Raw genomic sequence first — 24,636 nt, forward strand, 5'->3', positions numbered from 1 at the left:
CTCTCAAGTACGACTTGGGAGGTGCCATTTTTCTACCTGTGCGTTTTTGAGCGTCCAGTCGCCCCTACTTTGAGGGTCAGCAAAAAAGTACCCAGACAATGAGCGGCTAGCACGAGAGCGAGAAGAACCTCTCGTAGAGCGCCAGCTCCTCGGGCGTGTCCAGGCTCGAGGCAAACTCGACGCGCCCGGGGCGGTCGCGACCGGCGAGCAGACCGGCGTCGGCGAGACGTGCCCTGAGCTGGCGCGCGGTGCCGGCACCGCCGTCGAAGAAGCGCACGTCGGCGCCCAGGACCTCGGCGATGTGCCGACGGACGAAGGGATAGTGGGTGCATCCGAGCACCACGCCGTCGACCTTGCCCGCGTACGAGCCCACATAACCCTCGAGCATCTCCCGCAGGTCGGGGGCGTCGAGGTCCCCGAGCTCGATGCGCGCCGCGAGCCCCGGGCAGGGAACGGGAACGACCTCGCACTCCCCTCCCCAGGTCCGCACGAGCTCGTGATACTTCTCCAGACGCAGCGTCACCTCGGTCGCCATCACGAGTATCGTGCCGTGCGGCAGGGCGCGCGCGGCGGGCTTGAGCGCAGGCTCGATTCCCACGATGGGAACGTCGGGATGGGCGGAGCGCAGCGTCGACGCCGCCACGGACGTCGCGGTGTTGCAGGCAATCACGATCGCCTTGGCGCCCTCCGCGATGAGGCGCTCGGCGATGTCGCGCGAGAGGTCGAGTACCTGGGCCTCGGTCTTCTCGCCATAGGGGGCGTTCGCGGAGTCGCCGAAGAAGAGGAAGTCCTCGTGCGGGAGCTCGGCGACGAGCGCGCGCAGCACGCTGATGCCGCCGACGCCGGAGTCGAAGACCCCCACGAATCCGTCGCGCTCCTTGCCCATGCCGCACCTCCCTCGGTCGCGCCCCTCGCAAAGAGGATACCGCATCGCGCCACGCGCCGCTCACCCCCAAAACAGTGTCACTCATAATTATATTTCTCAGATGGTATATCGACACACATAGTAATGTTGGGTACGATGCTCTCAGTCAGGACGAAGAGGGAGGTGTCATGGCAACGAGGGACGCAGAGAGCGAGCTCATCAGGGGCAACATCGACGCCATCGTGCTGAGCACGCTCTCGAACGGCGACTCCTACGGGTACGAGATCCTCAAGGACGTCGCGAGCACGAGCCAGGGCGCGTACGAGATGAAGGAGCCCTCGCTCTACACGAGCCTCAAGCGCCTCGAGGGGCAGGGGCTCGTGGAGAGCTACTGGGGCAGCGAGTCCCAGGGAGCCCGGCGCAAGTACTACCACATCACCAAGGACGGTCGCGACGAGCTCGAGGAGGCGACCGCGCGCTGGGTCCGCGCCAGGACCATCATCGACCGACTTCTCAGGCAGAGCGGAGGCAGCAAATGAGCGGCAGGAGCGACATCAGGATGTACGTCGAGCACCTCTTCGAGGGTCGCACGCTCGACGCCGAGACCATCGAGCTCAAGGAGGAGATCTACGGCAACCTCACCGCGCGCTTCGACGACTACGTCGCCCAGGGCATGAGCGAGGACGAGGCATACCGCCGAACCTGCGAGGCCGTGACGGGCGTCGAGGACATGCTGGGCGAGAAGGACGAGCCGGCCGTCGACGCCACGGTCGTCGCGCCCGCGGCGCAGCCGCCAGCGCCCGCGGCCGACCCGGCGCCCGCAGCCGCGACCGCGCCGACCACACAGCAAAAGCACTGGCCGACCTGGGCGATCGTCACCGTTGTGGTCGCGGGCGTGCTGGTTGCTGGAATGATCGTGGTGACGGTGTTCAACGTCGTGAGCGCGGACGCCGCCCGCGACGTCTCCACCAACGCCGAGGACTCTCTCGTCGTGACGCTCGAGCAGCCCACCGATTCCACCACGAGCACGGACCAGCAGGACGGCACGGGCAACCGTCACGGGGCGCCCTCCCAGAGCGAAACCGGGCTTCTGGCCGAGGTCCAGGACCACTCCCCCAGCGAGCTTTCCGTCTATGCGGGAACCGGACTCGGGGACGCCTCGCGCGTCGAGGAGATCGTGCGGTCGCTTCCGGTCGGCGGGTATGTGAGCGCCGTCACGCCGGACGCCGGGGCGGGAACGCTCGAGATTTACTACAACTACCAGGACCGCGACCTCCTGGCGCACGATGACGACCACGTTGACCGCGCGCTCGTCTATGACGTCGTCGCGCTCATGAGCACGATCGACGGCCTCGACCAGGTGAGCCTGATCGAAACGGAGCCGGACGACGGCAGCTATGACGTTGACCTGCGCGTCTTTGACCGCTCCATGGTCGAGGGGGTCCTCGGGACGGCACTCGGACCAGACCTGCTGACCGACGACGGTTGGAACGCCCTGCGCGAGCAGGTCCTGAGCGAGCGCTATTGTGACCCAATCTGGGAGCGGGCGGAACGCGGCTAGCGTCCGCGCGGGGCTTCTGTCAGAATCTGGGGTCTGTGCAACGGACCCCAGAGACGGGAGAGACATGAGCAACGAGGGCAAGAAGGTCAAGGTCCACTACGTGGGCACGCTCGACGACGGAACGAAGTTCGACTCCTCGCGCGACCGCGGCGAGCCGCTTGCGTTCACCTGCATGGCCGGCCAGATGATCAAGGGCTTTGACGAGGCCGTGCGCGAGATGGAGGTCGGCCAGGTCGTTGACGTGCGTCTGGAGCCCGCCGAGGCCTACGGCGAGCGCGACGAGCGCCTCGTCCAGACCGTGCCCGTCTCCGCCATGCCCGGCGCCGAGGAGCTCTCCGCCGGCGACCGCGTGATGCTCTCCTCCCCCACCGGTCAGCCCTTCCCCGCCGTGGTCGCGGCCGTCGAGGACGGCAACATCACCTTTGACATGAACCACGAGATGGCCGGCAAGGCGCTCAACTTCAACATCGAGCTCCTCGAGGTCGAGTAGCGGCGCCACACGCAGTCACGAACCGAAAACCCGCAGGTGAGCGACACTCACCTGCGAGTTTCCTCTTGGGCAGCCAAGACGTGAACCCGGGCCCCGAAGAGGGGCCAAGCGGAGGGGCCGCCAGGGTCAGACGGCTTTGACGCCGCGCTCGCCGGTGCGGATTCGCACGCACTCCTCCACCGGGTAGACGAAGATCTTTCCGTCGCCGACCTCGCCGGTGCGCGCGACCTCGCAAATGAGGTCGATAAGGGCGTCCACCTGTGCGTTGTTGACGACAAGCTCGACCTTGACCTTGGGGATCATGTTGAGCATGACCTCACGCCCACGGTAGTACTCGCTCCAGCCATGCTGGGTCCCGCAGCCCAAGACCTCGTAGACGGTCATGCCGTGAAGCCCGCGCTGGTTGAGCTCGTCCTTGAGCTCCTCGAGCTTCTCCGGACGGATGATGGCGGTCACTTTCTTCATAACTGGCTCCTTATCGTGAGTTCAGGCGTCAAGACCGGTGAAGGCGGGGTAGGCGCTCTCGCCGTGCTCGGCGACGTCAAGGCCAAGCGCCTCGTCGCGGTCGCTCACGCGCAGCTGGCCTCGGAAGACGAGACGCAGCGCCCCGATGAGAACGAGGTCGAGCACAACCACTATGGCGAGGGTCACCACAATGCCGAGGACCTGGCTCACCATGAGAGACGGATCACCGGTGTAGAGCAGCCCGCCCTGTCCGGTCCACGAGAGCTCGGGCACGCAGAAGAGGCCGGTGAGCAGCCCGCCCAGGATGCCGCCCACGCCGTGGCAGCCAAAGGCGTCGAGCGCGTCGTCATAGCCAAGGCGCGCCTTGAGGTGCGAAATGGCAAGGTAGCAGACAGGAGAGACGAGAAGCCCCATAACCACGGCCGCCCACGGCTCCACGAAACCCGCGCCCGGCGTCACCACCACAAGCCCCGCAACCAGCCCGGTGCAGCCGCCCACGAGCGAGGGCTTGCCCGTGGCGACGCGCTCGACCACCAGCCAGGAGACCAGGCCCGCCGCGCTGGAGACGACCGTGTTGAGAATCGCCAGGGCAGCCGTGCCGTCGGCCGCGAACTCGGAGCCGCCGTTGAACCCAAACCACCCGAACCACAGAAGGCCCGCGCCCAGGGCGACGAACGGCACGTTGTGCGGACGGTAGCTCGTGAGACCAAAGCCGCGACGGCCGCCAAGCGCCAGGCAGAGCAGCAGGCCCGTGACGCCCGAGCTTATGTGGACCACGTCACCGCCGGCAAAGTCGAGCGCGCCGATCACGTCGCCAATGAGCGAGCCCTCCCCGCCCTACACCATGTGCGCGAGCGGCGCGTACACCACGAGCACCCACGCGGCGAGAAACGCCACGACCGCGCCAAAGCGCATGCGGCCGGCCACCGAACCCGTGACGATCGCGGCGGTGATCATGGCAAAGGCCATTTGGAAGGTCACGTCAAGTATGCTCGGATAGGCCACGCCCTCCGGCACCGCGTCCTTCTCGGCCAGCATGCCGTTGACCACATTGGTGAGCCCCAGCTGGTCAAAGCCTCCAAACCACGAGAGCGAGCCGTCGCCGCCGTAGGCGAACGACCAGCCGGCCAGGACCCAGACGAGTCCCACCACGCCGATGGCGGCAAAGCACATGAGCATGGTGTTGACCACGTTCTTGCGGCGGGCGAGACCGCCGTAGAAGAACGCGAGCCCCGGGGTCATGAACAGGACGAGCATCGTGCAGACGAGCATGAAGGCCGTCGATCCGCTGTCATACATGAGAGCCTCCTCGGTCGCGCGGACGTGACCCGACCGATGCTGCTCCCTTTCAGCGCCGAGAAACGACTCGCCGCGCGGAAGGTAACCTCCGCGCGGCGAGATAGAAACCTTTGACGCGGCCTCGCAACGCACCGCCATGCGGCGGAAACGCGCGAGAAACCCGCCCCGCTAGATCGCGGCGAGGGCCTGCTCGATGTCGGCGATGAGGTCGGCACTGTCCTCCAGGCCACACGAGAAGCGCACCATGGCCGGGGAGATGCCGGCCGCGACCAGCTCCTCGTCGTTCATCTGGCGGTGCGTCGCGGAGGCCGGGTGCAGGCAGCAGGTGCGTGCGTCGGCCACGTGCGTCTCGATCGCGGCGAGGCGCAGCGCCGCCATGAACTTCTCGGCAGCCGCACGGCCTCCGGCCAGCTCGAAGGACACGACGCCGGAGCCGCCCTCGGGCAGGTACTTCTGGGCGAGCTCGTGGTACGGGTCGCCGGCCAGGTGCGGGAAGCGCACCGAGGTCACCTTGTCGGAGCCCGCGAGGTACTCCGCCACGGCGAGGCCGTTCTCAAAGTGACGAGGCATGCGCACGTGCAGGCTCTCGAGGCCCATGTTGAGGTAGAACGCGTTCTGCGGGCTCTGGATGGAGCCGAGGTCGCGCATGAGCTGGGAGGTCGCCTTGGTGATGAAGGCGCCGGCCTGACCGAACTTCTCGGCGTAGACGATGCCGTGGTAGGACTCGTCCGGGGTCGTGAGGCCGGGGAACTTGTCCGCGTGCGCCATCCAGTCAAAGTTGCCGGAGTCCACGATCGCGCCGCCCACGCCCACGCCATGGCCGTCCATGTACTTGGTGGTGGAGTGGGTCACGATGTCCGCGCCCCACTCGATGGGGCGGCAGAAGACGGGCGTGGGGAACGTGTTGTCCACGATCAGCGGCACGCCGTGCGCGTGGGCTGCGCTCGCAAAGCGCTCGATGTCCAGCACGTCGAGCGCGGGGTTGGCGATCGTCTCGCCAAAGACGGCGCGTGTGTTGGGGCGGAAGGCCGCCTCGAGCTCCTCGGGCGTGCAGGTGGGCGAGACGAACGTGGACTCGATGCCCATCTTGGCCATGGTGTGCGCGATCAGGTTGTAGGTACCGCCATAGATGGCCGAGCTCGCCACGACGTGGCTGCCCGCCTCGCAGATGTTGAAGAGCGCGAAGAAGTTGGCCGCCTGGCCGGAGCTCGTGAGCATGGCCGCGGCGCCGCCCTCGAGCGCGGCGATCTTGGCCGCGACGGCATCGTTGGTGGGGTTCTGCAGGCGCGTGTAGAAGTAGCCCTCCGCCTCGAGGTCAAAGAGCTGACCCATGTGCTCGGAGGTGGCGTACTTGAAGGTGGTGGACTGGACGATGGGAATCTGGCGCGGCTCGCCGTCGCCCGGCGTGTAGCCGGCCTGGACGCAGCGGGTGCCGATGCTCTGCTCGCTCATGGGGCTCCTTTCGTAGGCTCGCTCCATGATAGCGCGGCACGTGCTGTGGGCAGACGGCGCGGCGGGCGCGATGCCTCAGGATTAACACGCAGAATCGGACTTTTCCGAAAAACCCAACTGCGGATATATAAGATTTAAGGTGATTCTGCGTGTTATTCCGGCGAGAAGGGCGGACGGGGGCGCGGCGAGAAGGGCGTGGCGGCTACACCATCCGCTCGGGGTGGAAGACCTCGTCGAAGCGCTCCGGGGTGAGAAGCCCCAGCGACACGCAGGCCTCCTTGAGGGAGGTCCCCTCGGCAAAGGCCTTCTTGGCCACGCGCGCGGCGTTGTCGTAGCCGATGTGGGGGTTGAGGCAGGTCACCAGCATGAGCGAGCGGTGGAGGTTCTCGTCCATCCTCTCTCGGTTGGCGCGGATGCCGCTCGCGCAGCGCTCGTCGAACGAGACGATCGCGTCGGCGAGGAGCCGCACGGACTGCAGGTAGTTGTAGGCGATCACCGGCATGAAGACGTTGAGCTCGAAGTTGCCCTGGGAGGCGGCCATCCCGATCGCGGCGTCGTTGCCCATGACCTGCACGGCCACCATGGTGACGGCCTCGCACTGGGTGGGGTTGACCTTGCCCGGCATGATGGAGCTGCCCGGCTCGTTGGCCGGGATCGTGATCTCGCCGAGGCCGAGGCGCGGGCCCGAGGCGAGCCAGCGCACGTCGTTGGCGATCTTCATCATGTTGGCGGCGAGGCCCTTCACGGCGCCGTGGGAGAACACGAGCGCGTCCTTGCCCGTGAGCGCGCGGAACTTGTTGGGGTCGGTCTCGAAGGGCTCCCCGGTGAGCTCGGCGAGCTCCGCGGCCACGGCCTCGTCGAAGCCCGCCGGCGCGTTGAGGCCCGTGCCCACGGCCGTGCCGCCGAGCGCCAGGCGATAGAGCCCCGGCATCGCGGCGAGAAGCTCCTCGCGCGAGCCCTCGAGCAGGCCGCGCCAGCCGGAGATCTCCTGGGAGAACGAGATGGGCACCGCGTCCTGCAGGTGGGTGCGCCCGCTCTTGACCACGCCCTCGTTCTCCTCCTCGAGGCGGCGGAGCGTGGCCGTGAGCTGGTCGATCGCAGGGAGCAGGCGCCCCGTCACGGCGAGCGCCGCGGCCACGTGCATGGCCGTGGGGAAGGTGTCGTTGGAGGACTGGCTCATGTTGACCGAGTCATTGGGGTGGAGCGGCTTCTCCAGCTCCACGCCCTTCTCGGCCGCGAGCTGGTTGCCGCGGTTGGCCAGCACCTCGTTCATGTTCATGTTGGACTGGGTGCCCGAGCCCGTCTGCCACACCACAAGCGGGAAGTCGTCGTCATGGGCGCCGAGAAGAACCTCGTCGGCGGCGGCGCAGATGAGGTCGCACGCCTCGGGAGCAAGGCGGCCAAGACCGCAGTTGGCGCGCGCGGCCGCCTTCTTCACCAGGGCGAACGCGCGCACGATCTCCTCGGGCATACGCTCGGTGCCGATCGGGAAGTTCTCGTGGCTGCGCTCGGTCTGGGCGCCCCAGAGGGCCCCCTCCGGCACGTACATCTCGCCCATCGAGTCACGCTCGACGCGCCAGCCCTCCCGCGCGCTCAGCTCGCCCACGCCTACTCCTCCTCGTCGTCGACGACGTCGGAGGTGCGGGCGGGGCGCCCGTCGGCCTCGCGCCGCTCCATGCCGGACGTGATGGCCGAGACGACCTCGGCCTGGTCGCGCGCCACCACGCCGAGGTCGGCGCGCACGCCGCGGAAGCGCGGGCTCTTGGCGCACTCCTCGGCGAGCTGCTTGTTGCTGCGGGCATCCGAGAGGGCGCCCAGCTCGCGCTGGATCTCGTCGAGGTACTCGCCCATCTGCGCGCGGTCGGGGCCCAGGACCTCGCCCAGGCGCTCGGCCACGTAGCGCATCTCCTTGGTGTCGCGACGCGCCACGTACACGGCGTCGCCGTCGCGCAGGTCGAGGCCAAAGAGGCCCTCGTCGACCTCGTTGAACTGGGCGTCAAAGCGCGCGCGGAAGTCCTCGGCGGTGAGCCCGCGCTCCGCGACCTTGGACTTCCAGCTGAGACAGCCGAGGTCGCGGGCGAGGCGCTTGAGGTCCTTCGCGGCGTTGTGCTTGCGCATCAGCGTGACGAGCGACGAGCACTCGAGCGCGCGCTCCTTGGCGCACGCCATCGGCAGCAGGCAGTTCTCGCCCAGCTCGCCGCTCTCCACGAGGCCGTCCACGGCGTCGGAGAGGATGTCGAGGGCACGCAGGCGGGCAGAGGCAACCTGCAGCTCCTTGAGGACGTGCTCGCAGCGCCGGTTCTGCTTCTTGCCCTGCCACGGCGCGAGGAACTGCAGGAGGGAGCGCACGCGGCGGATGGCCACCCTAAACTCCAGGAGCCTCGACGGCTCGTCCGGGCTGGCGAGAAACGCCTTGGCGCTGCCCGCGAGGTCCTTCGCGGAGTCGGCCAGGGCGCGCTCCACGAGCGCGAGCTCCTCCCATGAGGCGCACTCGGGACCGGCCACGTACCAGCGCAGGACGCCGCGACGGGCGGGGCCCTCGGGCAGGTCGATGGCGACGGCGGTCCCCTTGCCGAAGGGCGGGCAGGTGCCGACCATGCGCGCGGCGAGCGTGTCCACGAAGGGAGCGTGCCCCACGGCGATCACGCACGGCACGTCGACCGCCTCGAGCTCGGCGAGGAAGGTCGCTCCGTCCTGGGCGTAGAGCGACTGGCGGACCTCGATGTCCTCGACGCCCACCGCGGCGGCGACCACGTCGGCCGTCTCGAGGGCGCGCACGGCGGGGCTGCTCCAGACGCGGACCTGCGCGGCGTCGCCGAGCAGGGAGAAGGTGCGGGGATAGGCGGCCCTGAGCGAGCGGGCGCCCGACTCCGTGAGCCTGCGGTCGAGGTCGGAGCCCGTGGGCGACGTCGCCTCGGGCGCACCGTGCCGAACGAGAACCAGCAACTTGACCATGTCTCCCCCGTCCTTCGCATTCGGCGGAACCACCGAACCCCTAGCATAGCAATTCGCCGCTCACCGATTAGCTGCCCCGGGGAGCGGCTTTCAGGCTCGTAACAACGACACTAGATATATCCACCCGCAAGGAGGTGCGTCCATGAACCCCAACCACGCCAACCACGCGCCAGCATCCGCCGGGACCGACGCGACCTCCGCCGCCCGTCTCGGCCACGCGATCGCCGAGCAGCTCGCCGCGACGCTCAGCACCCGCAAGGAGACGATCGCCCTCTCGGTGATGTGTCTGCTCTCCGGCGGACACCTGCTGCTCGAGGACGTGCCGGGCGTCGGGAAGACCACGCTCGCCCGCGCCCTCGCCCGCGCCGTCAACGCGCGCGTCACCCGCGTCCAGTTCACGCCCGACATGCTCCCGAGCGACCTCACCGGCGTCAGCGTCTGGGACCCGCAGGCGCGCGCCTTCACCTTCCACCCCGGCCCGGTCTTCTCGGACGTGGTGCTCGCCGACGAGATCAACCGCGCCAACCCCAAGACGCAGTCGGCCCTGCTCGAGGCCATGGAGGAGCGGCGGGTGTCCGTGGACGGCACCACCTACGACCTGCCCGACCCCTTCTTCGTCCTGGCGACCCAGAACCCCGTCGAGATGGAGGGGACCTACCCGCTTCCCGAGGCGCAGCTCGACCGCTTCATGGTGCGTGCGAGCCTGGGCTACCCCGCGCCCGCCGACGAGCGCGCCATGCTCGTCGGCGCGTCGGGCACGGACCCGGTTTCGCGCGTGAGGCCCGTCTGCGACCTCGCCGACGTCCGGGTGTTCCGCGCGCTCGCGTCGGGCGTGCACGTGAGCGAGGAGGTCGCCGACTACGCCCTCGCCATCCTCGACGCCACGCGCCGCGCCCCCGAGGTCAGGCTCGGGGCCTCCCCGCGCGCCGGACTCGCCCTGCTCGCCGTCAGCCGCACGCACGCCCTGCTCGACGGGAGGACGGCGGTCTTCCCCGAGGACGTCCGCACGCTCGCCCCCGCCGTGCTCGCGCACCGCCTCGTGCTGCGCGATGCCATCCCCGGCACCCCGCAGGCAGAGCAGCAGCGCGCCGTCCTCGCGCGCGTCATCTCACGGGTGAGCGCCCCGGGCTCGCGTCGCTGATGGGAGTGCGGGGCGAGAAGAACGCCCGGCCGCTGGCCCTCACGCGCCGCGGCGCGGCCCAGCTCCTGATCGGCTCCGGGCTGCTCGCCGCCGGCCTGGTCGGCGGCTGGCTCGCCCCGGGGGCCGCCGGCATCGCCCTGCTCGCCTCCTGCGCACTTGGGCTCGCCGAGGTCCTTCTCGCCCGGGCCGTGGGCGCTCGGGCCGGCTCCGCCCTCTTCGAGGCGAGCTCGCGCGCCGAGTCTTGGGTGCGCGTCGACCAGCGCGGCGAGGTCGTCGAGAGCCTGTCCGCCCCCGGCGCGCGGCGCGGCCTCTACCGCCAGCGGAGCGTGCGCGTGACCTGGTCGGACGCCTTCGGGTTCTGGCGCGCCACGCGCGTCGAGCCCTCCGACCGCGAGCTGCGCGTCCCACCCGTCGTGAGCCCCGAGCTGCTCCGTCACGTCGCCGGGCGGCCGCTGGCGCGCATCGCCGAGCGCACGTCCGAGCAGGACCGCACGAGCGTGCGGCCCTACGAGAAGGGCGACGGAATCCGCAGGATCGCCTGGCGGCAGACCGCCCACCACGGCGAGCTCATGTCGTTCGAGCAGACGGGCACCGACGCGCCGCCCGTCCTCGTGGTCGCGGATGCGATCGGGGCAGGCAACGGCGACGGGCTCGCCGCCGCCCTCGCGGCCGTCCTCCGCGGCCTTCAGAGGGTGCCGGACGTCCTCCTGAGCGACGGTGTCCGCGTCCTGCGCTCGCCAATCCAGCAGGAGCGCTTCTGCGCCGCCGTCGTGGGCGAGCGCGCGGACGGAGAGGAGGCGGCGCGCAGGGCCCGCGAGGTGACGCGCATCGCCGGGGGCGGCCCCTCCCGGCGGCGCGTCGTGCTCGTGACCCGGGACCCGGAGGGAGCCTTCGCCCGGGCACTGACCCGCGGGCCGCTCGCAGGCTCCGTCACCGTCGTTCGCGCGACGGGGTCGGCGGGCGTCGCGGGGGCGCATGAGGGGACCGCCGAGAAGGACGACGCCGTGGCGGAGCCCACGCAGGCCGCGGCGGCCCCCGCCCGCCCGGGCGCCGTCGCCGAGCTCGCCGCCCTGCTCGCCTGCTGCGCGCTCGCGCTGCTCGCGGCGGTCTCGCTCGCGAGCATGATCTACGAGGGCGCGTGGTCGGGAATCGTCCCCACGCTGCTCGTCCCCGGGGCGGCTCTGGGCTCGGCACTCGGCGCGCTGCTGCGACGGGCCGGGGCGCGGCCCGCCGTGCGTGCGGGCGCGACCGTCCTTCTCGCCGTCGCGCTTTTGGTTGCGGGCGCGGCCCTCGCGCTCTGGCTCCTCGACGGCCGCGTGGGCGCCGTCGCGGTGGAGGGCACCGAGGCCGCGCGGCTCCAGACGGTCTGGGACGAGCCCCTGCGCTGGCTGCGCGTGATCGTCGACACCGGGGCGGAGCAGCTCGCCGGCGCCGCGTCGGGCCCGGCCGACGAGACCTGGGACATCCTCGTCGTGCTCATGGGCTCCGGGCTCGCCGCCCTGCTCGCCTGCCTCTCGGCCTCCCGCGCCCTGCGTGGTGCCGCCGCGCTCGTCCCGCTCGCGCTCGCCGCCGCCGACCAGTCCATCATGGGCCCCGCCGCGCGCCTCGGGTGGGTGGGCGCGACCGTCGCCCTGGGCCTTATGCTCGTCTGGCTCTCGGGCTGTCGGAGGCCCCGCGTCCCGCGGGCGCTCCTCGTGACGGCGCTCGCCTGCGCGCTCGGCTGGGGTGCGGCGGCCGTCGCGCCGACGGCCGACTTCTCGCCGTGGTCCGCGGGTGGAACGCGGGTTGAGACGCTCGTGGACCTCTCGCGCGACCTCCGCAGCCGCTCGAACGAGCGCGTCCTCACCTATGACACGACGTCGATCGGTCCCGTCTACCTGCGGCTCGGCGTGCTCGACACCTTCGACGGATCAACGTGGCGCTTCGAGGGGCGCGACGGCACCGCGCTCGAGGACGACTCGCCGCTCTACTGGGCGGGCCGCGCCGGGGGGATCGACGGGGACGCGTGGGCGTCGCAGCTCGTGCCCTACGTCACGACGACCCTTGCGCCCGAGGAGGGGGCCGATCCCTCCATGCCCACCCCACCGGGGTCCGCCACGGGGCTCCTCGGCGACGACGGGTCGCTCGAGGCGAGCGGCTGCTACCTCGCGCCGGTCACGGGCGCCTCGTACCTGGACACGCTCCTCCGCGTCGCCCCGGCGCTCGAGGGCTACGACCGAGGCAGGAGCGGTCCCGGCGCACGGGCACTCGAGGTCCCCTCGGAGCTGCCCGACGAGGTCGCCGACGTCGTCGCGCGGGCGCGCTCCGAGGGCGCGGGGGACGCGGGCGCAAACCTCGTCACCCAGGTCGACGCCATCCGCTGGCTCGTCTCCTACTTCACCGACGGGAGCTTCTCGTACTCGCTCGACGCGCCCGGCGGAGACGAGGGCAACCTCGAGACGATCGGGAGCTTCCTCGAGTCGCGCTCCGGCTACTGCGTGCACTACGCGACGACGTTCGCCCTGCTCGCGCGCGAGCTCGGCGTACCCGCGCGCGTGGCGCTCGGCTACGCGCCGTCCGCGCAGCGAGACGACGCCGGGAGCTACGTGGTCACGATGCGCGAGCTCCACGCCTGGGCCGAGGTCTGGTTCGACGGCATCGGCTGGGTCGGCGTGGACGTGACGCCCGCTGCGGGGGCGGGAACGTCGACGCCGGAGGCGGAGGAGACGTCGGAGGGTGAGACGCCGACGAGCGAGCCTGCGCCGGAGGAGACGCCCACGGAGCCCGTGGAGGAGTCTCCGCAGCAGGACGCTCCCAGAGAGGAGGCCGAGAAGGACGACGCCTCGCCGCTTCCCTGGCGGGCGGTCGTCCCTCTCGGCCTTGTGGCTCTCGCCGTGGCCGGCGCCGCGGCCGTCCTTCTCGCCCGACGCCGCAGAACCGCGACCTGGCAGGCCGCCTGGAGGCGCATCTGCCGCAGGGCATGGCGCTCCGGCGTCCGCTGGGACAAGAGCGCCACCGAGGACATCATCGTCGAGCGTATATGCGAGCAGCTGGACGACGACGCCCGCGCCGCCGAGGTCCGCCGCATCGCCCGCAACGCCTGCCTCGAGCGCTACGGCTAGACCCCGTCGTCAAGCGGACGCGTTCGCTACATCAGCTCGCAGACCTGCGACGCGAAGGCCACGGGGTCCTCGGGCAGGATGCCCTCGACGAGCAGCGCCTGGTTGTAGAGGAGCCCGGCGTAGAGCGCGACCTTGTCCTTGTCGCCCGCCTCCTGCGCGGCGCGGAGCTTCTCGAAGACCGGGTGCTTGGCGTTGACCTCGAGCACGCGGACGGCCTTGGGCGCCTGCTCCGCCTCGGGGCCGGCCGAGAGGACCTTCTCCATCTCGAGCGAGAGCGGGCCCTCGGAGGTGATGACCGCGGGCGCGCCGTCGGCCGCGAGGCGCGTGGACACCGCGACCTTCTCGACCTTCTCGCCCAGCGCGTCCTTCATGGCGCCGAACAGGCCCTCGTTGGCCTTGGTGGCCTCCTCGGCCTCCTTCTTCTCCTCGTCGCTCGCAAGGTCCAGGTCGCCGGCACTGACGTTCTTGAGCTCGACCGTGCGGTCCTCGACCTCGGGCTCGGCACCGTCGGCGACGGCCTTCTCGGCCGCCTCGCGAGCGGCGTCGTCGGCGTAGGTCTTGGGCAGGCCGGTCGCCGTGAAGTCACGCATGGCCTGGAAGCAGAACTCGTCGACGTCCTGCGTGCAGAGGAGCACGTCGTAGCCCTTGGCCAGAACGGACTCAACCACGGGCATCTTGGCGAGGCGCTCGCGGTCGTCGCCGGCGGCGTAGTAGATCGCCTTCTGATTTGCCGGCATGGCAGCCACGTACTCCTGGAGCGTGACCATCTTCTGCTCGCGCGCGCTCCAGAACAGGAGCAGGCCGGCGAGCTCGTCCTTCTTCATGCCGTAGCTGGAGTAGATGCCGTACTTGAGGCCGTGGCCGAAGTTCTCGAAGAAGGTCTCGTACGCCTCGCGGTCGTTGTCGCGCATGGCCTCGAGCTCGGAGGTGATCTTCTTCTCGATGCGGCGCGCCATGGCCTGGAGCTGGCGGGTCTGCTGGAGCGTCTCGCGGGAGATGTTGAGGGAGACGTCGGAGGAGTCGACGACGCCTCGGACGAAGTTGTAGTAGTCGGGCAGGAGGTCGGCACACTTCTCCATGATGAGGACGTTCGAGCTGTAGAGCTCGAGGCCCTTCTCGTAGTCACGGCTGTAGAGGTCGAAGGGGGCCCTGCCGGGGATGAACAGCAGCGCGTCGTACTCGAGCGTACCCTCGGCGTGCAGGGTGAAGGTGCGGGCGGGGTCGGTCCACTCGTGGAACGTGGACTTATAGAACTCAGCGTACTCCTCCTCGGTGACCTCGGAGGCGCGCTTCTTCCAGATGGGGGTCATCGAGTTGATGGTCTCGAGCTCGGTGTAGTCCTCCCACTCCGGCTTGTAGTCGTCGCCGGCGTCCGCGGGCTTCTCCTTCTCGCGACTCTTGGTCACGAGCATCTGCACGGGGTAACGCACGTAGTTGCTGTACTTCTTGATGAGCTCGCGGAGCTTCCACTCGCTGAGGAACTCGTCGTAGTCGGCCTCCTCGGCGTTCTCCTTGAGGGTAAGGGTGATCGTGGTGCCGCAAGTCTCGCGATACGCCGGGTCGTCGGCGGCAACGGGCTCGATCGTGTAGCCCTCGACGCCGTCGGAGGTCCAGCGGCTGCACTCGTCTGCGCCCCAGGCGCGCGTGACCACGCTGACCTCCTTGGCGACCATGAAGGCGGAGTAGAAGCCCACGCCAAAGCGGCCGATGATGTCCACGGCGTCGCCCTGGGCCTCGGCGTTGGCCGCCTTGAACTCCTCGGAGCCAGAGTGGGCGATGGTGCCGAGGTTCTTCTCGAGCTCCTCGGCCGTCATGCCGATGCCGTTGTCGGAGACGGTGATGGTGCGGGCGTCCTTGTCGAAGGCAACGTTGATGGCGAGGTTGGCCTGGTCGACCTGCACGGAGCTGTCCGTGAGGCTCTTGAGGTAGAGCTTGTCGATCGCGTCCGAGGCGTTGGAGATCAGCTCGCGGAGGAAGATCTCGCGGTTGGTGTAGATGGAGTTGATCATGAGGTCGAGGAGCTTCTTGCTCTCAGTCTTGAACTTGCGCATGCGGTGCGCCCCTTTCCGTGCGGGTTGTTGAACGTGGGGTAGTGTACCCGTTTTTAGATAATCTCAGTCGTGTGCGCTTAGATGTCAAACAGGGGCTCGCCGGGGAAGTCCGCGTCGTACGGTATGGCGTCGGGGAGCCCCACGGGGGCGTCGGACGCGACGAGGAGGTAGTTGTCCTCGACGGCGTGGGCGTCGTCGGTTGCGAGGGCGACCTCGACGTGCGAGAAGACGGAAAGGGCGGTCGAGACCTCCGAGCGCAGGAAGCTCACGTCCGTGCCGCCGTCGCGCGAGACGACGTTCGCGAGGAGGAGCCCGTCGGGCGCGAGGGCGCGCCGGGCCAGGCGCATCGCCTCGACCGTGGCGAGCGAGCGGACGGGGTCGGCACCGACGAACACGTCGAGGATCACGGCGTCATAGGGGCCGACGCGGCGCTCGAGGAAGCGGCGACCGTCGTCGCAGGTCACGCTCAGCTCGCCGCCGGACGTGCGGGCGAGGGAGACGGCCTCGTCAAGGAAGAACCAGCGACGTGCCGCCCGGATGACGGCGGGGTCTATCTCTACGACGTCGGTTCGCACGCCCGGATGGCCCGCTGCCACGAGCTTGGGAAAAGCGAATCCCCCGCCGCCGATCGCGAGCACGCGTCGGGCGTCGGGGCGCAGGTCGAAGAGGCGCCCGAAGGCTCGGTAGTACTCGAAGACCGGCTCCATCCTCCCCTCGCCGAGATAGGTCGCGGACTGGAGGACGCCGCCCGTGCGCAGGACGCGCACGGGCTCGCCGGCGTCGTCGCGCATGACGTAGACGAGCGCGGGGCCGCTCATGGTGCGCACGACGTGCGGGCGCACGCGAGAGAGCCAGCGTGCCGCGACGGCGACGCCTGCCGCCAGCGCGGCGACCGCGACCTTGCTTCTTCCGGACAATGCACGCCTCCTCTCTGCCCACATGATAGACGGCTGCTACGATTGGTGCCGGAAGGAGCGTCCATGTCACTGAGGTTCATCGTCTCACCCGCCAAGAAGATGCGTGCGGTCGACGCGCCGCCCTGGCCCGTGCGCGAGCCGCGGTTCCTCAAACGGGCGGGGCGGCTCATGCGCGCGGTCCGGGCGCTCTCCCGCGACGAGGCCCAGGCCCTCTGGGCCTGCAGCGATCGGCTCGCCGACCTCAACTACGAGCGGTTCCAGGCCATGAACCTCGAGCGCGACACCACGGCGGCGGCCGTTGCCTACGAGGGAATCCAGTACACGCACCTCGCACCCGGGGTCATGTCCGAGCGCGAGCTCGCGTGGCTCGACGAGCACCTCCGTATCCTCTCGGGCCTCTACGGGGTGCTCCGGCCGCTCGACGGGGTGGTCCCGTACCGTCTGGAGATGCAGGCGCGCCTTGCTGTTGACGGTGAGCGCGACCTCTACGGGTTCTGGGGGAACTCCCTCTACGAGACGCTCGCCGAGGAGGGCTGCGACACGATCGTCAACGTCGCCTCGGTCGAGTATGCCCGGGCCGTCACGCCCTGGGTTCGCCCCGACGGGCCCCAGGTCCTTACCTGCCTCTTTGGCATGGTGCGCGACGGGAGGCTCCGCCAGCCGGCGACCGAGGCCAAGGCGGCGCGCGGCACCTTCGTCCGCTGGTGCGCCGAGCGAGGCGTCGAGGAGCCGCGCGACGTGCGCGCCTTCGACGAGCGCGGCTATGCACTCGACGAGCGGCGCTCAGATGGCGACACCCTGGTCTTCGTTCGCACCGACAGTGCATAAAACCCTTGCTCGTGCGACATTACGCCCCATCCGCTGCACGAAACGTCGATTCGTGTAGCGTCATCTTTGGCTTTTTTGATCGCAGTCCTCTCCGTCTGTGACGTTTTGCCTGATAGCAAAATACATCATTGAATCAAAACGAGATTTCGGGGCGTTTTTGCGCTACACGAATCGATGTTTTGCGCCCAGAGTCGCCGTAATGCTACACGAGCGACACTTTTACGCAATCACCGGCAGACGCGGCGGTCGAGTACCATGGAACGACACCCTTGGGAGGACCATGCCGGACGTCGACGCGATCATAGAGCAGATCATCGCCGCGACTCGCGCGAAGGGCGGCCGTGCCTTCGCGAGCGAGCGCACCTACGCCGACGAGCCGATCCTCCTGCGCGGCTCGCAGCTCGCCAGCTATCTTCCCGAGCCCATCCGCGAGATGCGGTCCCTCGCCCGTAGGCCCGAGGCCCGCTCTTGGTCGGACGCGCACCTGTTCGTGGAGCAGGCACGTCTCATGGCCGACTACGAGGACGACTTTCCCTACGAGGGGGAGTTCAAGAGCTACTTCCCGACCTACGAGTCGATGACCAACCCGCAGCTGCGTGGCTACTTCACCTGGCGCACGCACGTGCGCGGCGGCACCGTCGAGCGCACCTCCACGTCGTTCGCCTACGTCTACCTGTATGAGCTCATCAACGGCATCGGGGCGGATCCGGGGGAACCCGCGTTTCGCGCCATCGAGTCGTTCTGGCGGAGCTACCGCGCGTTCGAGCCCGCCATGGACCGCTACGTTCGCCCCTGGCTCGTAGACTATGCGATCTACCATAGCCTTCCCGCCGAGCTCGCCCGGCCCTACCTCAACACCGCGCATGACCGCGCGGTCGCGGTCCTCGCCCGCGCGGAGGCGGACGCGCTCGCGTCCTCCCGACGGGGAGGGCGCCGCAGGGACCCCTATGTGAACAGGGCAGACCCCGAGCTCCTCGACGCGCTCGACGCGCTCTCCACGTACCGTCTCAAGGAGACTCGTCTCTACCAGGACGATCCCGACGCGCTCGCGAGCGTCGCCTGCGGAACCTTCTTCCAGCTCGCCCGCTACTACAGCGGAAGCCGTGCCCAGGGCATCACCGAGAGCCTCTTCGGCGTGCGCCACGCGATGCCTCACCTCATGTTCGCGTCGGCCGTGTTCTATCCCGGGGAGCGCCACGAGGACTGCGTCGTCGAGCTCGACGACACCTGCCGCTTCGTTTGCCGCAACGGAATCTGGACCCGCGACTCCCTTCATGACGGCGGTGCCCGGAGCGCCAAGCTGGGGCAGATCCTCCATGCCGTCGACCAGCGGCTCCGAGAGGCGCTCGACTACCCCCACCAGCTCAAGGGCCGCGGTGACCCCAAGTACCTCGCGCAGATCATCGACCGCGAAGCCCGTGACTTCCTGGAGTGGCGCCGCACCCACACACCCCGCCGCATAGAGATCGACCTCTCCAAGCTCGCGAGCATCCGGTCGACCGCCGCCGAGACCCGCGAGGCGCTGCTCGTGGACGAGGAGCGCGAGGACGAGATGACGGTCCTCGTTCCAAAACGGGCGGACGGGGCAGGCGAGGGGCTCGGGCTCTCCCCCGACGAGCTCGCGTTCCTCCGGGGCCTCCTCGACGGACGCGCCGAGGCCGTCGCCAGCGTCGACCTTATCGTCGACTCCATTAACGAGAAGCTGTTCGACCTCGTGGGCGACACCGTCGTCGAGTTCGACGAGATGGGTTCCCCCGCCCTGGTCGAGGACTACATCGAGGACGTACGCGAGGCGCTCTCTTAGTTAGAACACGTGTGCTAGAATTGCCTCCTCACAGGCAAAGAGGAGGGGTGACACAATGGGTGACGTGCGGGTACCCAAGCGCATAGCGGCGGTCATCATCAACTCCCTCAAGGGCGGCGTCGTGCCGCGCATCGGGTTGCCCTACGTCACCGTGGGCCGGGAGCGTGAGATTCAGGCGCTCCTGCACGACCTCGAGCTCGTGGCAGACGGCGGCGCGAGCTTCCGCTTCCTCGTCGGCCGCTACGGCGCCGGCAAGAGCTTCCTGCTGCAGACCATCCGCACGCACGCCATGGGAAACGACTTCGTCGTGGCGGACGCCGACCTCTCCCCCGAGCGTCGCCTCCAGGGCGGGCAGGGCCAGGGCCTCGCCACCTATCGCGAGCTCGTCCGCAACCTGTCCACCAAGACGCGCCCCGAGGGCGGTGCGCTCCAGCTCGTGCTCGACCGCTGGGTCGCGGCGCTGCGCGAGCAGCCCGACGCCGAGGTTGCCCTCGCCGAGCAGCTCGCCCCCATCCGCGAGCTCGTCTGCGGCTTTGACTTCACGCAGGTCCTGCGGCTCTACTACCAGGCCAGCCTCGAGGGCGACGACGAGCGGCGCGCCGGTGTGGTCAAGTGGCTCCGCGGCGAGTTCCGCACCAAGACCGAGGCCCGCACCGAGCTCGGCGTCAACGCCTGCATCACCGACGACACCTGGTACGAGTACCTCAAGCTCTTCGCACAGTTCCTCGTGGGCGCCGGCTACAAGGGCCTCGTCGTGCTGATAGACGAGCTCGTGAACCTCTACAAGATCCCCAACGCCACCTCGCGCCAGTACAACTACGAGAAGATCCTCACCATGTACAACGACACGCTCCAGGGCAAGGCGCATCACCTGGGGATCATCATGGGCGGCACCCCGCAGTCCATCGAGGACCGCCGCCGTGGCGTCTTCTCCTACGAGGCCCTGCGCAGCCGTCTCACGCAGGGGCGCTTCGCGAGCGCCGGTCTCGCGGACATGCTCGCGCCCGTCATTCACCTGGAGCCGCTCACCTACGAGGAGCTGCTCGTCCTCATCGAGAAGCTCGCCGACATCCACGCCGGCTACTTCGGCTACGAGCGCACCCTCACCGAGACGCAGCTCGTGAGCTTCCTCAGGACCGAGTTCGGTCGCGTCGGCGCCGACACCCACCTGACGCCGCGTGAGGTCATCCGCGACTTCATCGAGCTTTTGGACATACTGTGCCAGAACCCGGGCGCAAACGTGGACGCCCTGCTCAAGACCGACGCGTTCTCCGGAGCCGTCGCTGCCCCCGTCGTGGCGGCCGGCGCTCAGGACGTCGACGACGCCTACGCCGAGTTCACGATCTAGGCGTCGCCGCCCGCATCCCATACCTTCTCGACAACGTCGCGCTCGTCCACCACATACGCGGAGTAGATCGGCTCGTCCGGCGCCGTCGCGTTCACCTCGAGATAGCGGGGACCCTCCCCGTCGCCGGCGAGCTCGTAGTAGACACGCCCGTCGCCCGTCCACGACACGCAGCAGGGCCGGCCAAAACGCTCCTCGAAGTCATCGACGTTCTTCTCGCCCCCGTCGAGAAACGCAGTGACGTCATCAACGTCTGGGATGGTGTCCCCGACCTCGTAGCGCAGGGGGTCGTCATTCACGAGGCGCGTCTCCCACTCCAGGGGATAGCTCAGCCGGAGGTGCAGTCCCGTCCCCTCGGGCCAGTCCGTCTCGCGCGCGTCGTAGAGCATCGCCGAGTACGCGTCCTCGGACCACACGATGACGGTGGAGACGCCCACCTCTGCCTCGTCAAAGTCGTTCTCGCTCACAAGCGTCATGTAGCACCAGTAGTTCTTTCCGCCGAGGGCAAACGAGAAGTCGGTCGAGAGTTCGACGCGGCGCTTGCCGTCATCGATCCTCTCGGATTCCATGGGGCGCGTCACCGAGTGGGTGTCCAGGTAGCCAACGTGACCGGAACAACTCTCCGCCAGCTCCCTGGCCTGATCGTCAAGATCATCGGAGCCCGCGCGGACCTCGGGCGAAAAGAGCTCGACGATCGCATCCCCGTCGCCTGCCTCGAGGGCATCGAGAAGGCCCTCCGCCGCGTCGAGGCAGGCCTGTCCCCGCGGGCTCACGTACTCCTCGCCCGTCACCTGGCTTTTGACAAAGCGGACGAGGGAGTCAACGCGCTCGGAGCATCCCGCACACAAGGCGACTACGGCCAGCGCGAGGGCACACGTCGCGAGAGCCCTTACGCGGAACTCGTCTTTTGCGCTCATGACTCCCCCTCACACGAGGTCGTATCAAGCCGCCGTGCGCGACCGACACCCCTATTCTTGCCGAATCTCCAGTAGTTTGCACATGTCCGTCGCGTTGAGCGCTGCTACGGGGCAGTGTCGCAGGAGCGCTTCGTCGTTGGTCACGAGATAGTCGACCTTGCCTCGCATCGACGATGCGATGACGAGGTCGTCCTCGAAGTCCCCGTGCAGGGCACGCTGCTTGGTGGCCATCCACACGTCCGTGTGGTCGAGCGGTACGGCGCAGGCAATTGCCTGCATGTTGTTGATACAGCCCCATGCCGTGGCGGTCGCCGCCTGAGCGGCGGAATCGCTGAGCGAGCCAGCCGCCGCGCGCTCGGCGCGCTTGTGTTCAGCCGCCACCATGTAGTACACGTCCTTGACGGTTGAGACGGCATAGGCCAAGGTCCGATTATCCTCGAGGGCACGCTCTATGAGCTGCCTGGCCACCGCGTGACCACCTCTCCAAGGGAGATAGTAGTCAAGCCAGACATTGGTATCCAGGAGCATAGATAGCCGCGGGCTCACGAATCCAGCCCCCTCTCACGAAGACGCTCGAGCAGGACCTGCTCTCTGAGCTCGTCATAGGAGAGCTCCTCAAGGTCCTCGGGCACCGATATGCCCCGAGAGGCCAGCGAGCGCGCTACTATCTGACTTCCCTCTCGTGCCAGCGCGAGCTTGCGATCCCGCTCGACACGCGCCGCGGAAGACGACTCTGCCTGCTGGCCTGACACGAGCTCCCTGATCTTCTCGGGTTGGTCCGCCAGGCTGGAAAAACGCCCCCACATCGCACGAATGGCCTTCGTGGGCGTGAGCCCCGCCTCGGCAAGGGCCGCATCTCCCGAGACCTTGAGGTTCGCATCTATGCGTGCATTGATCTGCGCGAGCGTGGTGTCCATTGGTCTCCTTTCCAATGTAAAGCATATGCTAGCATCTTCTGCTAGCAGTGGCTAGGTCTTCTCCTTGCAATCAGAAACACTTGTTCGTATACTGACTGTCACCGAGGGGAGGTCGTCATGGGCGTCTTTGACCGATACGCGCCGTTCGTGCAGGACTTCATCTACGCGCACGAGTGGGAGAACCTGCGCGGCGTCCAGGTGGCCGCCGGCGAGGCGATCTTTGACACAGATGACCACGTGCTTCTCTGCGCCTCCACCGCCTCAGGCAAGACCGAGGCCGCCTTCTTCCCCATCCTGACCGAGTTCTGGGAGGACCCGCCCGCATCCGTGGGCGCCCTCTACATCGGCCCCACCAAGGCACTCATCAACGACCAGTTCTACCGCCTCACCGACCTCTGCGAGGAGGCCGGGATCGACGTCTGGCACTGGCACGGGGACGTCTCCGCCTCGCACAAGGCACGACTCGTGAAGCGCCCCTCCGGCATCCTGCAAATCACGCCCGAATCTCTCGAGGCGCTGCTCATGCGCCGCCATGCTGTGGTCTCCAAGCTCTTCTACGACCTGCGCTACGTCGTTATCGACGAGGTCCACTCGCTGCTGCGACAGGACCGAGGTGGGCAGTGCCTCTGTCTCATCGAGCGTCTGGCGAGAATAGCGGGCGTGCAGCCGCGGCGCATCGGCCTCTCCGCCACGATCGGCGACCCCGAGACCGTGGGCGCGTTCCTCGCCGCCGGCACCGGGCGCAACACGGTCGTCCCCCGCATCGAGGAGCCCCCGCGCACCTGGCGCCTCTCGATGGAGCACTTCTACCAGAGCGGCCCGCAGGCCGACGAGTCCGAGCTCCAGACGGCAGACGGAAGCACCGAGGTTGACGTCATCGCACTGGAGCCCGAGGATGCCTCGCCAGAGGGCCGGGGCTTATTGCCGCGCGCAGTTCCGCACGAGCCGGACGAGCCGGTGGCTCGTCCGTGCGAGCAGGACTGTTTGAGCACGGCGATAAGCCCCGGCCCTCCCGAAGCCCCCACGGACCTGGCGCCCGCGAACGCCGACCCTGACATCGGGTACATCTTCGAGCACACTCGTGGTAGAAAATGTTTGATTTTTAGCAACTCGCGCGAGGAGGCGGAGGAGGTCTGCACGACGCTGCGCGCCTACTGCGAGTTCAACGGGGAGCCGGACCGCTTCCTCATCCATCACGGCAACCTCTCGGCCGCCATCCGCGAGAGCGCCGAGGAGCAGATGCGCGACGACGCCTCGGACCTCTCGATCGTGGCCACCGCCACGCTCGAGCTGGGCATCGACGTGGGCCGTCTCGAGCGGGCGTTCCAAATCGACGCGCCGTTCACCGTCTCCGGGTTCCTCCAGCGCATGGGCCGTACGGGACGCCGCGAGGCCCCGCCCGAGATGTGGTTCGTCATGCGCGAGGAGCAGCCGGAGGCCCGCACGCTCCTGCCGGAGACCATCCCCTGGAAGCTGCTCCAGGGTATCGCGCTCGTCCAGCTCTACCGCGAGGAGCGCTGGGTCGAGCCGCCCAACCTGAACCGCCTTCCCTACAGCCTGCTCTGCCACCAGACGCTCGCCACGCTCGCCGGCGAGGGGGAGCTCTCCCCCGCCCAGCTCGCGAGCCGCGTGCTCACGCTCACCTACTTCCATCGCGTGACGACTGACGACTTCCGCGAGCTCCTGCGCCACCTGATTCGCAACGACTTCGTCGAGCAGACCGAGGGCGGCGGCCTCATCGTCGGCCTCGCCGGCGAGCGCGTCACGAGCTCCTACAAGTTCTTCGCGGTCTTCCAGGAGAACGTGGAGTACACCGTGCGCTCGGGTTCCGAGGAGATCGGCACGCTCTGCGCACCGCCCCCGCCCGGCGAGAAGGTCGCCATAGCGGGGCACGTCTGGATCGTGGACGAGGTGGACCACGAGCGGCACCTGCTCTACGTCACGCAGGTCAAGGGCAGGGTCCCGGCGTATTTTGGCGACGTGGCGGGAGACATTAACACGCGCATCCTCGAGCGCATGCGTCGCGTACTGGAGGAGAGCACGCCCTACCCCTACCTGCGCGACCACGCCCGCGCCCGCCTGCGCGAGGCCCGTCGTGTGGCGCGCAACTCCCGACTCACGGCCGGCCCGCTCGTCTGCCTCGGCGAGAACGACAAGGAGCAGACCATGTGGTGCCTGCTGCCGTGGCTGGGGACCTACGCGTTTCTCGCCCTGGAGCGCCTGATCAAGATCAAGTGCGCCGCGGAGCTGGGCATCAAGGGCGTCAACTCGTCGCGTCCGTACTTCATGACCTTTGTCATGGCAGCCGACGAGCAGACGTTCCTCTCGGTGGTCAAGGACGCGGCGGAGCGCCTCACGGACCCGATGGAGCTCCTCTACCCGGCAGAGGTCCCCTACTTCGAGAAGTACGACGAGCTCGTGCCCGAGAGCCTGGTCCGCAAGGGCTTCGCCTGCGGCGTGCTCGACGTCGAGGGCATGCGCGAGAGCGTCGCCGCCTGGTAGAAAGGGCCCGAGCCGTGGGGGGGGTG

General features: G+C 68.6%; 19 protein-coding genes and 1 pseudogene. 9 read left to right on the forward strand and 11 right to left on the reverse strand.

The genetic code is table 11. The features are described from left to right. Positions 1-106: 106 nt before the first annotated feature. On the reverse strand, positions 107-886 hold the full coding sequence (murI, locus tag B5F73_RS06545; RefSeq protein WP_087227455.1) for a glutamate racemase: 780 nt from the start codon (positions 884-886) through the stop codon (positions 107-109). A 167-nt stretch (positions 887-1,053) separates the two neighbouring features. Here murI and B5F73_RS06550 point away from each other — a divergent pair, with 167 nt between their 5' ends. The 3 genes from B5F73_RS06550 to B5F73_RS06560 all read left to right on the forward strand — a co-directional run bounded on the left by B5F73_RS06550 (position 1,054) and on the right by B5F73_RS06560 (position 2,916). Beyond that, entirely contained in the window at positions 1,054-1,404 is a 351-nt protein-coding gene (locus B5F73_RS06550) for a PadR family transcriptional regulator (protein WP_087227456.1), read from the forward strand. Next, positions 1,401-2,426 carry a permease prefix domain 1-containing protein gene (locus B5F73_RS06555; protein WP_087227457.1) on the forward strand — a complete coding sequence of 342 codons (1,026 nt, stop codon included), beginning with the start codon at positions 1,401-1,403 and terminating at the stop codon, positions 2,424-2,426. The genes B5F73_RS06550 and B5F73_RS06555 overlap by 4 nt, the downstream gene beginning before the upstream one ends. Before the next feature lie 64 nt (positions 2,427-2,490). Then, positions 2,491-2,916, forward strand: coding sequence for a peptidylprolyl isomerase (locus tag B5F73_RS06560; protein ID WP_087227458.1), 426 nt, complete (start codon positions 2,491-2,493; stop codon positions 2,914-2,916). 126 nt (positions 2,917-3,042) lie between these two features. Here the strand turns inward: B5F73_RS06560 and B5F73_RS06565 are convergent, their stop codons facing one another. The 5 genes and pseudogenes from B5F73_RS06565 to B5F73_RS06585 all read right to left on the reverse strand — a co-directional run bounded on the left by B5F73_RS06565 (position 3,043) and on the right by B5F73_RS06585 (position 9,087). Continuing rightward, complete coding sequence (locus B5F73_RS06565; RefSeq protein ID WP_087227459.1) at positions 3,043-3,381, reverse strand: P-II family nitrogen regulator; 339 nt, start codon at positions 3,379-3,381, stop codon at positions 3,043-3,045. 21 nt (positions 3,382-3,402) lie between these two features. Beyond that, positions 3,403-4,818 (reverse strand): annotated as a pseudogene (locus B5F73_RS06570) (ammonium transporter). Between the two features lie 30 nt (positions 4,819-4,848). Then, the gene (locus B5F73_RS06575; protein ID WP_087227460.1) at positions 4,849-6,132 is read right to left on the reverse strand and encodes an O-acetylhomoserine aminocarboxypropyltransferase/cysteine synthase family protein; all 1,284 of its coding nucleotides are present in this window, start codon (positions 6,130-6,132) and stop codon (positions 4,849-4,851) included. 202 nt (positions 6,133-6,334) lie between these two features. Continuing rightward, positions 6,335-7,738: a class II fumarate hydratase gene (fumC, locus tag B5F73_RS06580; protein WP_239379823.1), complete on the reverse strand. Its 1,404-nt coding sequence runs from the start codon at positions 7,736-7,738 to the stop codon at positions 6,335-6,337. A gap of 2 nt (positions 7,739-7,740) precedes the next feature. Continuing rightward, positions 7,741-9,087, reverse strand: coding sequence for a CHAD domain-containing protein (locus B5F73_RS06585; protein WP_087227461.1), 1,347 nt, complete (start codon positions 9,085-9,087; stop codon positions 7,741-7,743). 142 nt (positions 9,088-9,229) lie between these two features. Between B5F73_RS06585 and B5F73_RS06590 the strand changes: the two genes are divergently transcribed. Both B5F73_RS06590 and B5F73_RS06595 read left to right on the forward strand, forming a co-directional pair. Further along, positions 9,230-10,228, forward strand: coding sequence for a MoxR family ATPase (locus B5F73_RS06590; protein ID WP_087227462.1), 999 nt, complete (start codon positions 9,230-9,232; stop codon positions 10,226-10,228). Further along, positions 10,228-13,329: a transglutaminaseTgpA domain-containing protein gene (locus B5F73_RS06595; protein WP_087227463.1), complete on the forward strand. Its 3,102-nt coding sequence runs from the start codon at positions 10,228-10,230 to the stop codon at positions 13,327-13,329. Before B5F73_RS06590 ends, B5F73_RS06595 begins: the two co-directional genes overlap by 1 nt. A gap of 26 nt (positions 13,330-13,355) precedes the next feature. On the opposite strand, the gene htpG is transcribed toward B5F73_RS06595, so the two are convergent. Continuing rightward, entirely contained in the window at positions 13,356-15,380 is a 2,025-nt protein-coding gene (gene htpG / locus B5F73_RS06600; RefSeq protein WP_087227464.1) for a molecular chaperone HtpG, read from the reverse strand. A gap of 77 nt (positions 15,381-15,457) precedes the next feature. Next, positions 15,458-16,297, reverse strand: coding sequence for a fused MFS/spermidine synthase (locus tag B5F73_RS06605; RefSeq protein ID WP_087227465.1), 840 nt, complete (start codon positions 16,295-16,297; stop codon positions 15,458-15,460). Between the two features lie 63 nt (positions 16,298-16,360). Here B5F73_RS06605 and yaaA point away from each other — a divergent pair, with 63 nt between their 5' ends. The 3 genes from yaaA (at position 16,361) to B5F73_RS06620 (ending at position 20,277) form a co-directional block, all read left to right on the forward strand. Beyond that, entirely contained in the window at positions 16,361-17,125 is a 765-nt protein-coding gene (gene yaaA / locus B5F73_RS06610; RefSeq protein WP_239379824.1) for a peroxide stress protein YaaA, read from the forward strand. A 280-nt stretch (positions 17,126-17,405) separates the two neighbouring features. Then, entirely contained in the window at positions 17,406-18,929 is a 1,524-nt protein-coding gene (locus B5F73_RS06615; protein ID WP_087227466.1) for a TerB N-terminal domain-containing protein, read from the forward strand. 55 nt (positions 18,930-18,984) lie between these two features. Next, on the forward strand, positions 18,985-20,277 hold the full coding sequence (locus tag B5F73_RS06620; RefSeq protein WP_087227467.1) for an ATP-binding protein: 1,293 nt from the start codon (positions 18,985-18,987) through the stop codon (positions 20,275-20,277). Here B5F73_RS06620 and B5F73_RS06625 read toward each other — a convergent pair. The 3 genes from B5F73_RS06625 to B5F73_RS06635 are packed head-to-tail and all read right to left on the reverse strand — an operon-like array spanning position 20,274 to position 22,108. Then, complete coding sequence (locus B5F73_RS06625) at positions 20,274-21,191, reverse strand: DUF5104 domain-containing protein (RefSeq protein ID WP_087227468.1); 918 nt, start codon at positions 21,189-21,191, stop codon at positions 20,274-20,276. The two genes, B5F73_RS06620 and B5F73_RS06625, sit on opposite strands and share 4 nt — an antisense overlap. A 51-nt stretch (positions 21,192-21,242) precedes the next feature. Further along, positions 21,243-21,719, reverse strand: a complete 477-nt coding sequence (locus B5F73_RS06630) for a PIN domain-containing protein (RefSeq protein ID WP_087227469.1) — start codon at positions 21,717-21,719, stop codon at positions 21,243-21,245. A gap of 14 nt (positions 21,720-21,733) precedes the next feature. Further along, positions 21,734-22,108, reverse strand: coding sequence for a hypothetical protein (locus B5F73_RS06635; RefSeq protein WP_087227470.1), 375 nt, complete (start codon positions 22,106-22,108; stop codon positions 21,734-21,736). A gap of 117 nt (positions 22,109-22,225) precedes the next feature. Here B5F73_RS06635 and B5F73_RS06640 point away from each other — a divergent pair, with 117 nt between their 5' ends. Continuing rightward, positions 22,226-24,610 carry a DEAD/DEAH box helicase gene (locus B5F73_RS06640; protein WP_087227471.1) on the forward strand — a complete coding sequence of 795 codons (2,385 nt, stop codon included), beginning with the start codon at positions 22,226-22,228 and terminating at the stop codon, positions 24,608-24,610. The last annotated feature ends 26 nt before the right edge of the window (positions 24,611-24,636 follow it).

The sequence above is a fragment of the Olsenella sp. An270 genome (assembly GCF_002159735.1).
Lineage (GTDB): Bacteria > Actinomycetota > Coriobacteriia > Coriobacteriales > Atopobiaceae > Thermophilibacter.

Coding starts and splice junctions, on each gene's coding strand:
- murI (WP_087227455.1), bottom strand. CDS start 886: ATGGGCAAGGAGCGCGACGGATTCGTGGGGGTCTTCGACTCCGGCGTC.
- B5F73_RS06550 (WP_087227456.1), top strand. CDS start 1,054: ATGGCAACGAGGGACGCAGAGAGCGAGCTCATCAGGGGCAACATCGAC.
- B5F73_RS06555 (WP_087227457.1), top strand. CDS start 1,401: ATGAGCGGCAGGAGCGACATCAGGATGTACGTCGAGCACCTCTTCGAG.
- B5F73_RS06560 (WP_087227458.1), top strand. CDS start 2,491: ATGAGCAACGAGGGCAAGAAGGTCAAGGTCCACTACGTGGGCACGCTC.
- B5F73_RS06565 (WP_087227459.1), bottom strand. CDS start 3,381: ATGAAGAAAGTGACCGCCATCATCCGTCCGGAGAAGCTCGAGGAGCTC.
- B5F73_RS06575 (WP_087227460.1), bottom strand. CDS start 6,132: ATGAGCGAGCAGAGCATCGGCACCCGCTGCGTCCAGGCCGGCTACACG.
- B5F73_RS06585 (WP_087227461.1), bottom strand. CDS start 9,087: ATGGTCAAGTTGCTGGTTCTCGTTCGGCACGGTGCGCCCGAGGCGACG.
- B5F73_RS06590 (WP_087227462.1), top strand. CDS start 9,230: ATGAACCCCAACCACGCCAACCACGCGCCAGCATCCGCCGGGACCGAC.
- B5F73_RS06595 (WP_087227463.1), top strand. CDS start 10,228: ATGGGAGTGCGGGGCGAGAAGAACGCCCGGCCGCTGGCCCTCACGCGC.
- htpG (WP_087227464.1), bottom strand. CDS start 15,380: ATGCGCAAGTTCAAGACTGAGAGCAAGAAGCTCCTCGACCTCATGATC.
- yaaA (WP_239379824.1), top strand. CDS start 16,361: ATGTCACTGAGGTTCATCGTCTCACCCGCCAAGAAGATGCGTGCGGTC.
- B5F73_RS06615 (WP_087227466.1), top strand. CDS start 17,406: ATGCCGGACGTCGACGCGATCATAGAGCAGATCATCGCCGCGACTCGC.
- B5F73_RS06620 (WP_087227467.1), top strand. CDS start 18,985: ATGGGTGACGTGCGGGTACCCAAGCGCATAGCGGCGGTCATCATCAAC.
- B5F73_RS06625 (WP_087227468.1), bottom strand. CDS start 21,191: ATGAGCGCAAAAGACGAGTTCCGCGTAAGGGCTCTCGCGACGTGTGCC.
- B5F73_RS06630 (WP_087227469.1), bottom strand. CDS start 21,719: ATGCTCCTGGATACCAATGTCTGGCTTGACTACTATCTCCCTTGGAGA.
- B5F73_RS06635 (WP_087227470.1), bottom strand. CDS start 22,108: ATGGACACCACGCTCGCGCAGATCAATGCACGCATAGATGCGAACCTC.
- B5F73_RS06640 (WP_087227471.1), top strand. CDS start 22,226: ATGGGCGTCTTTGACCGATACGCGCCGTTCGTGCAGGACTTCATCTAC.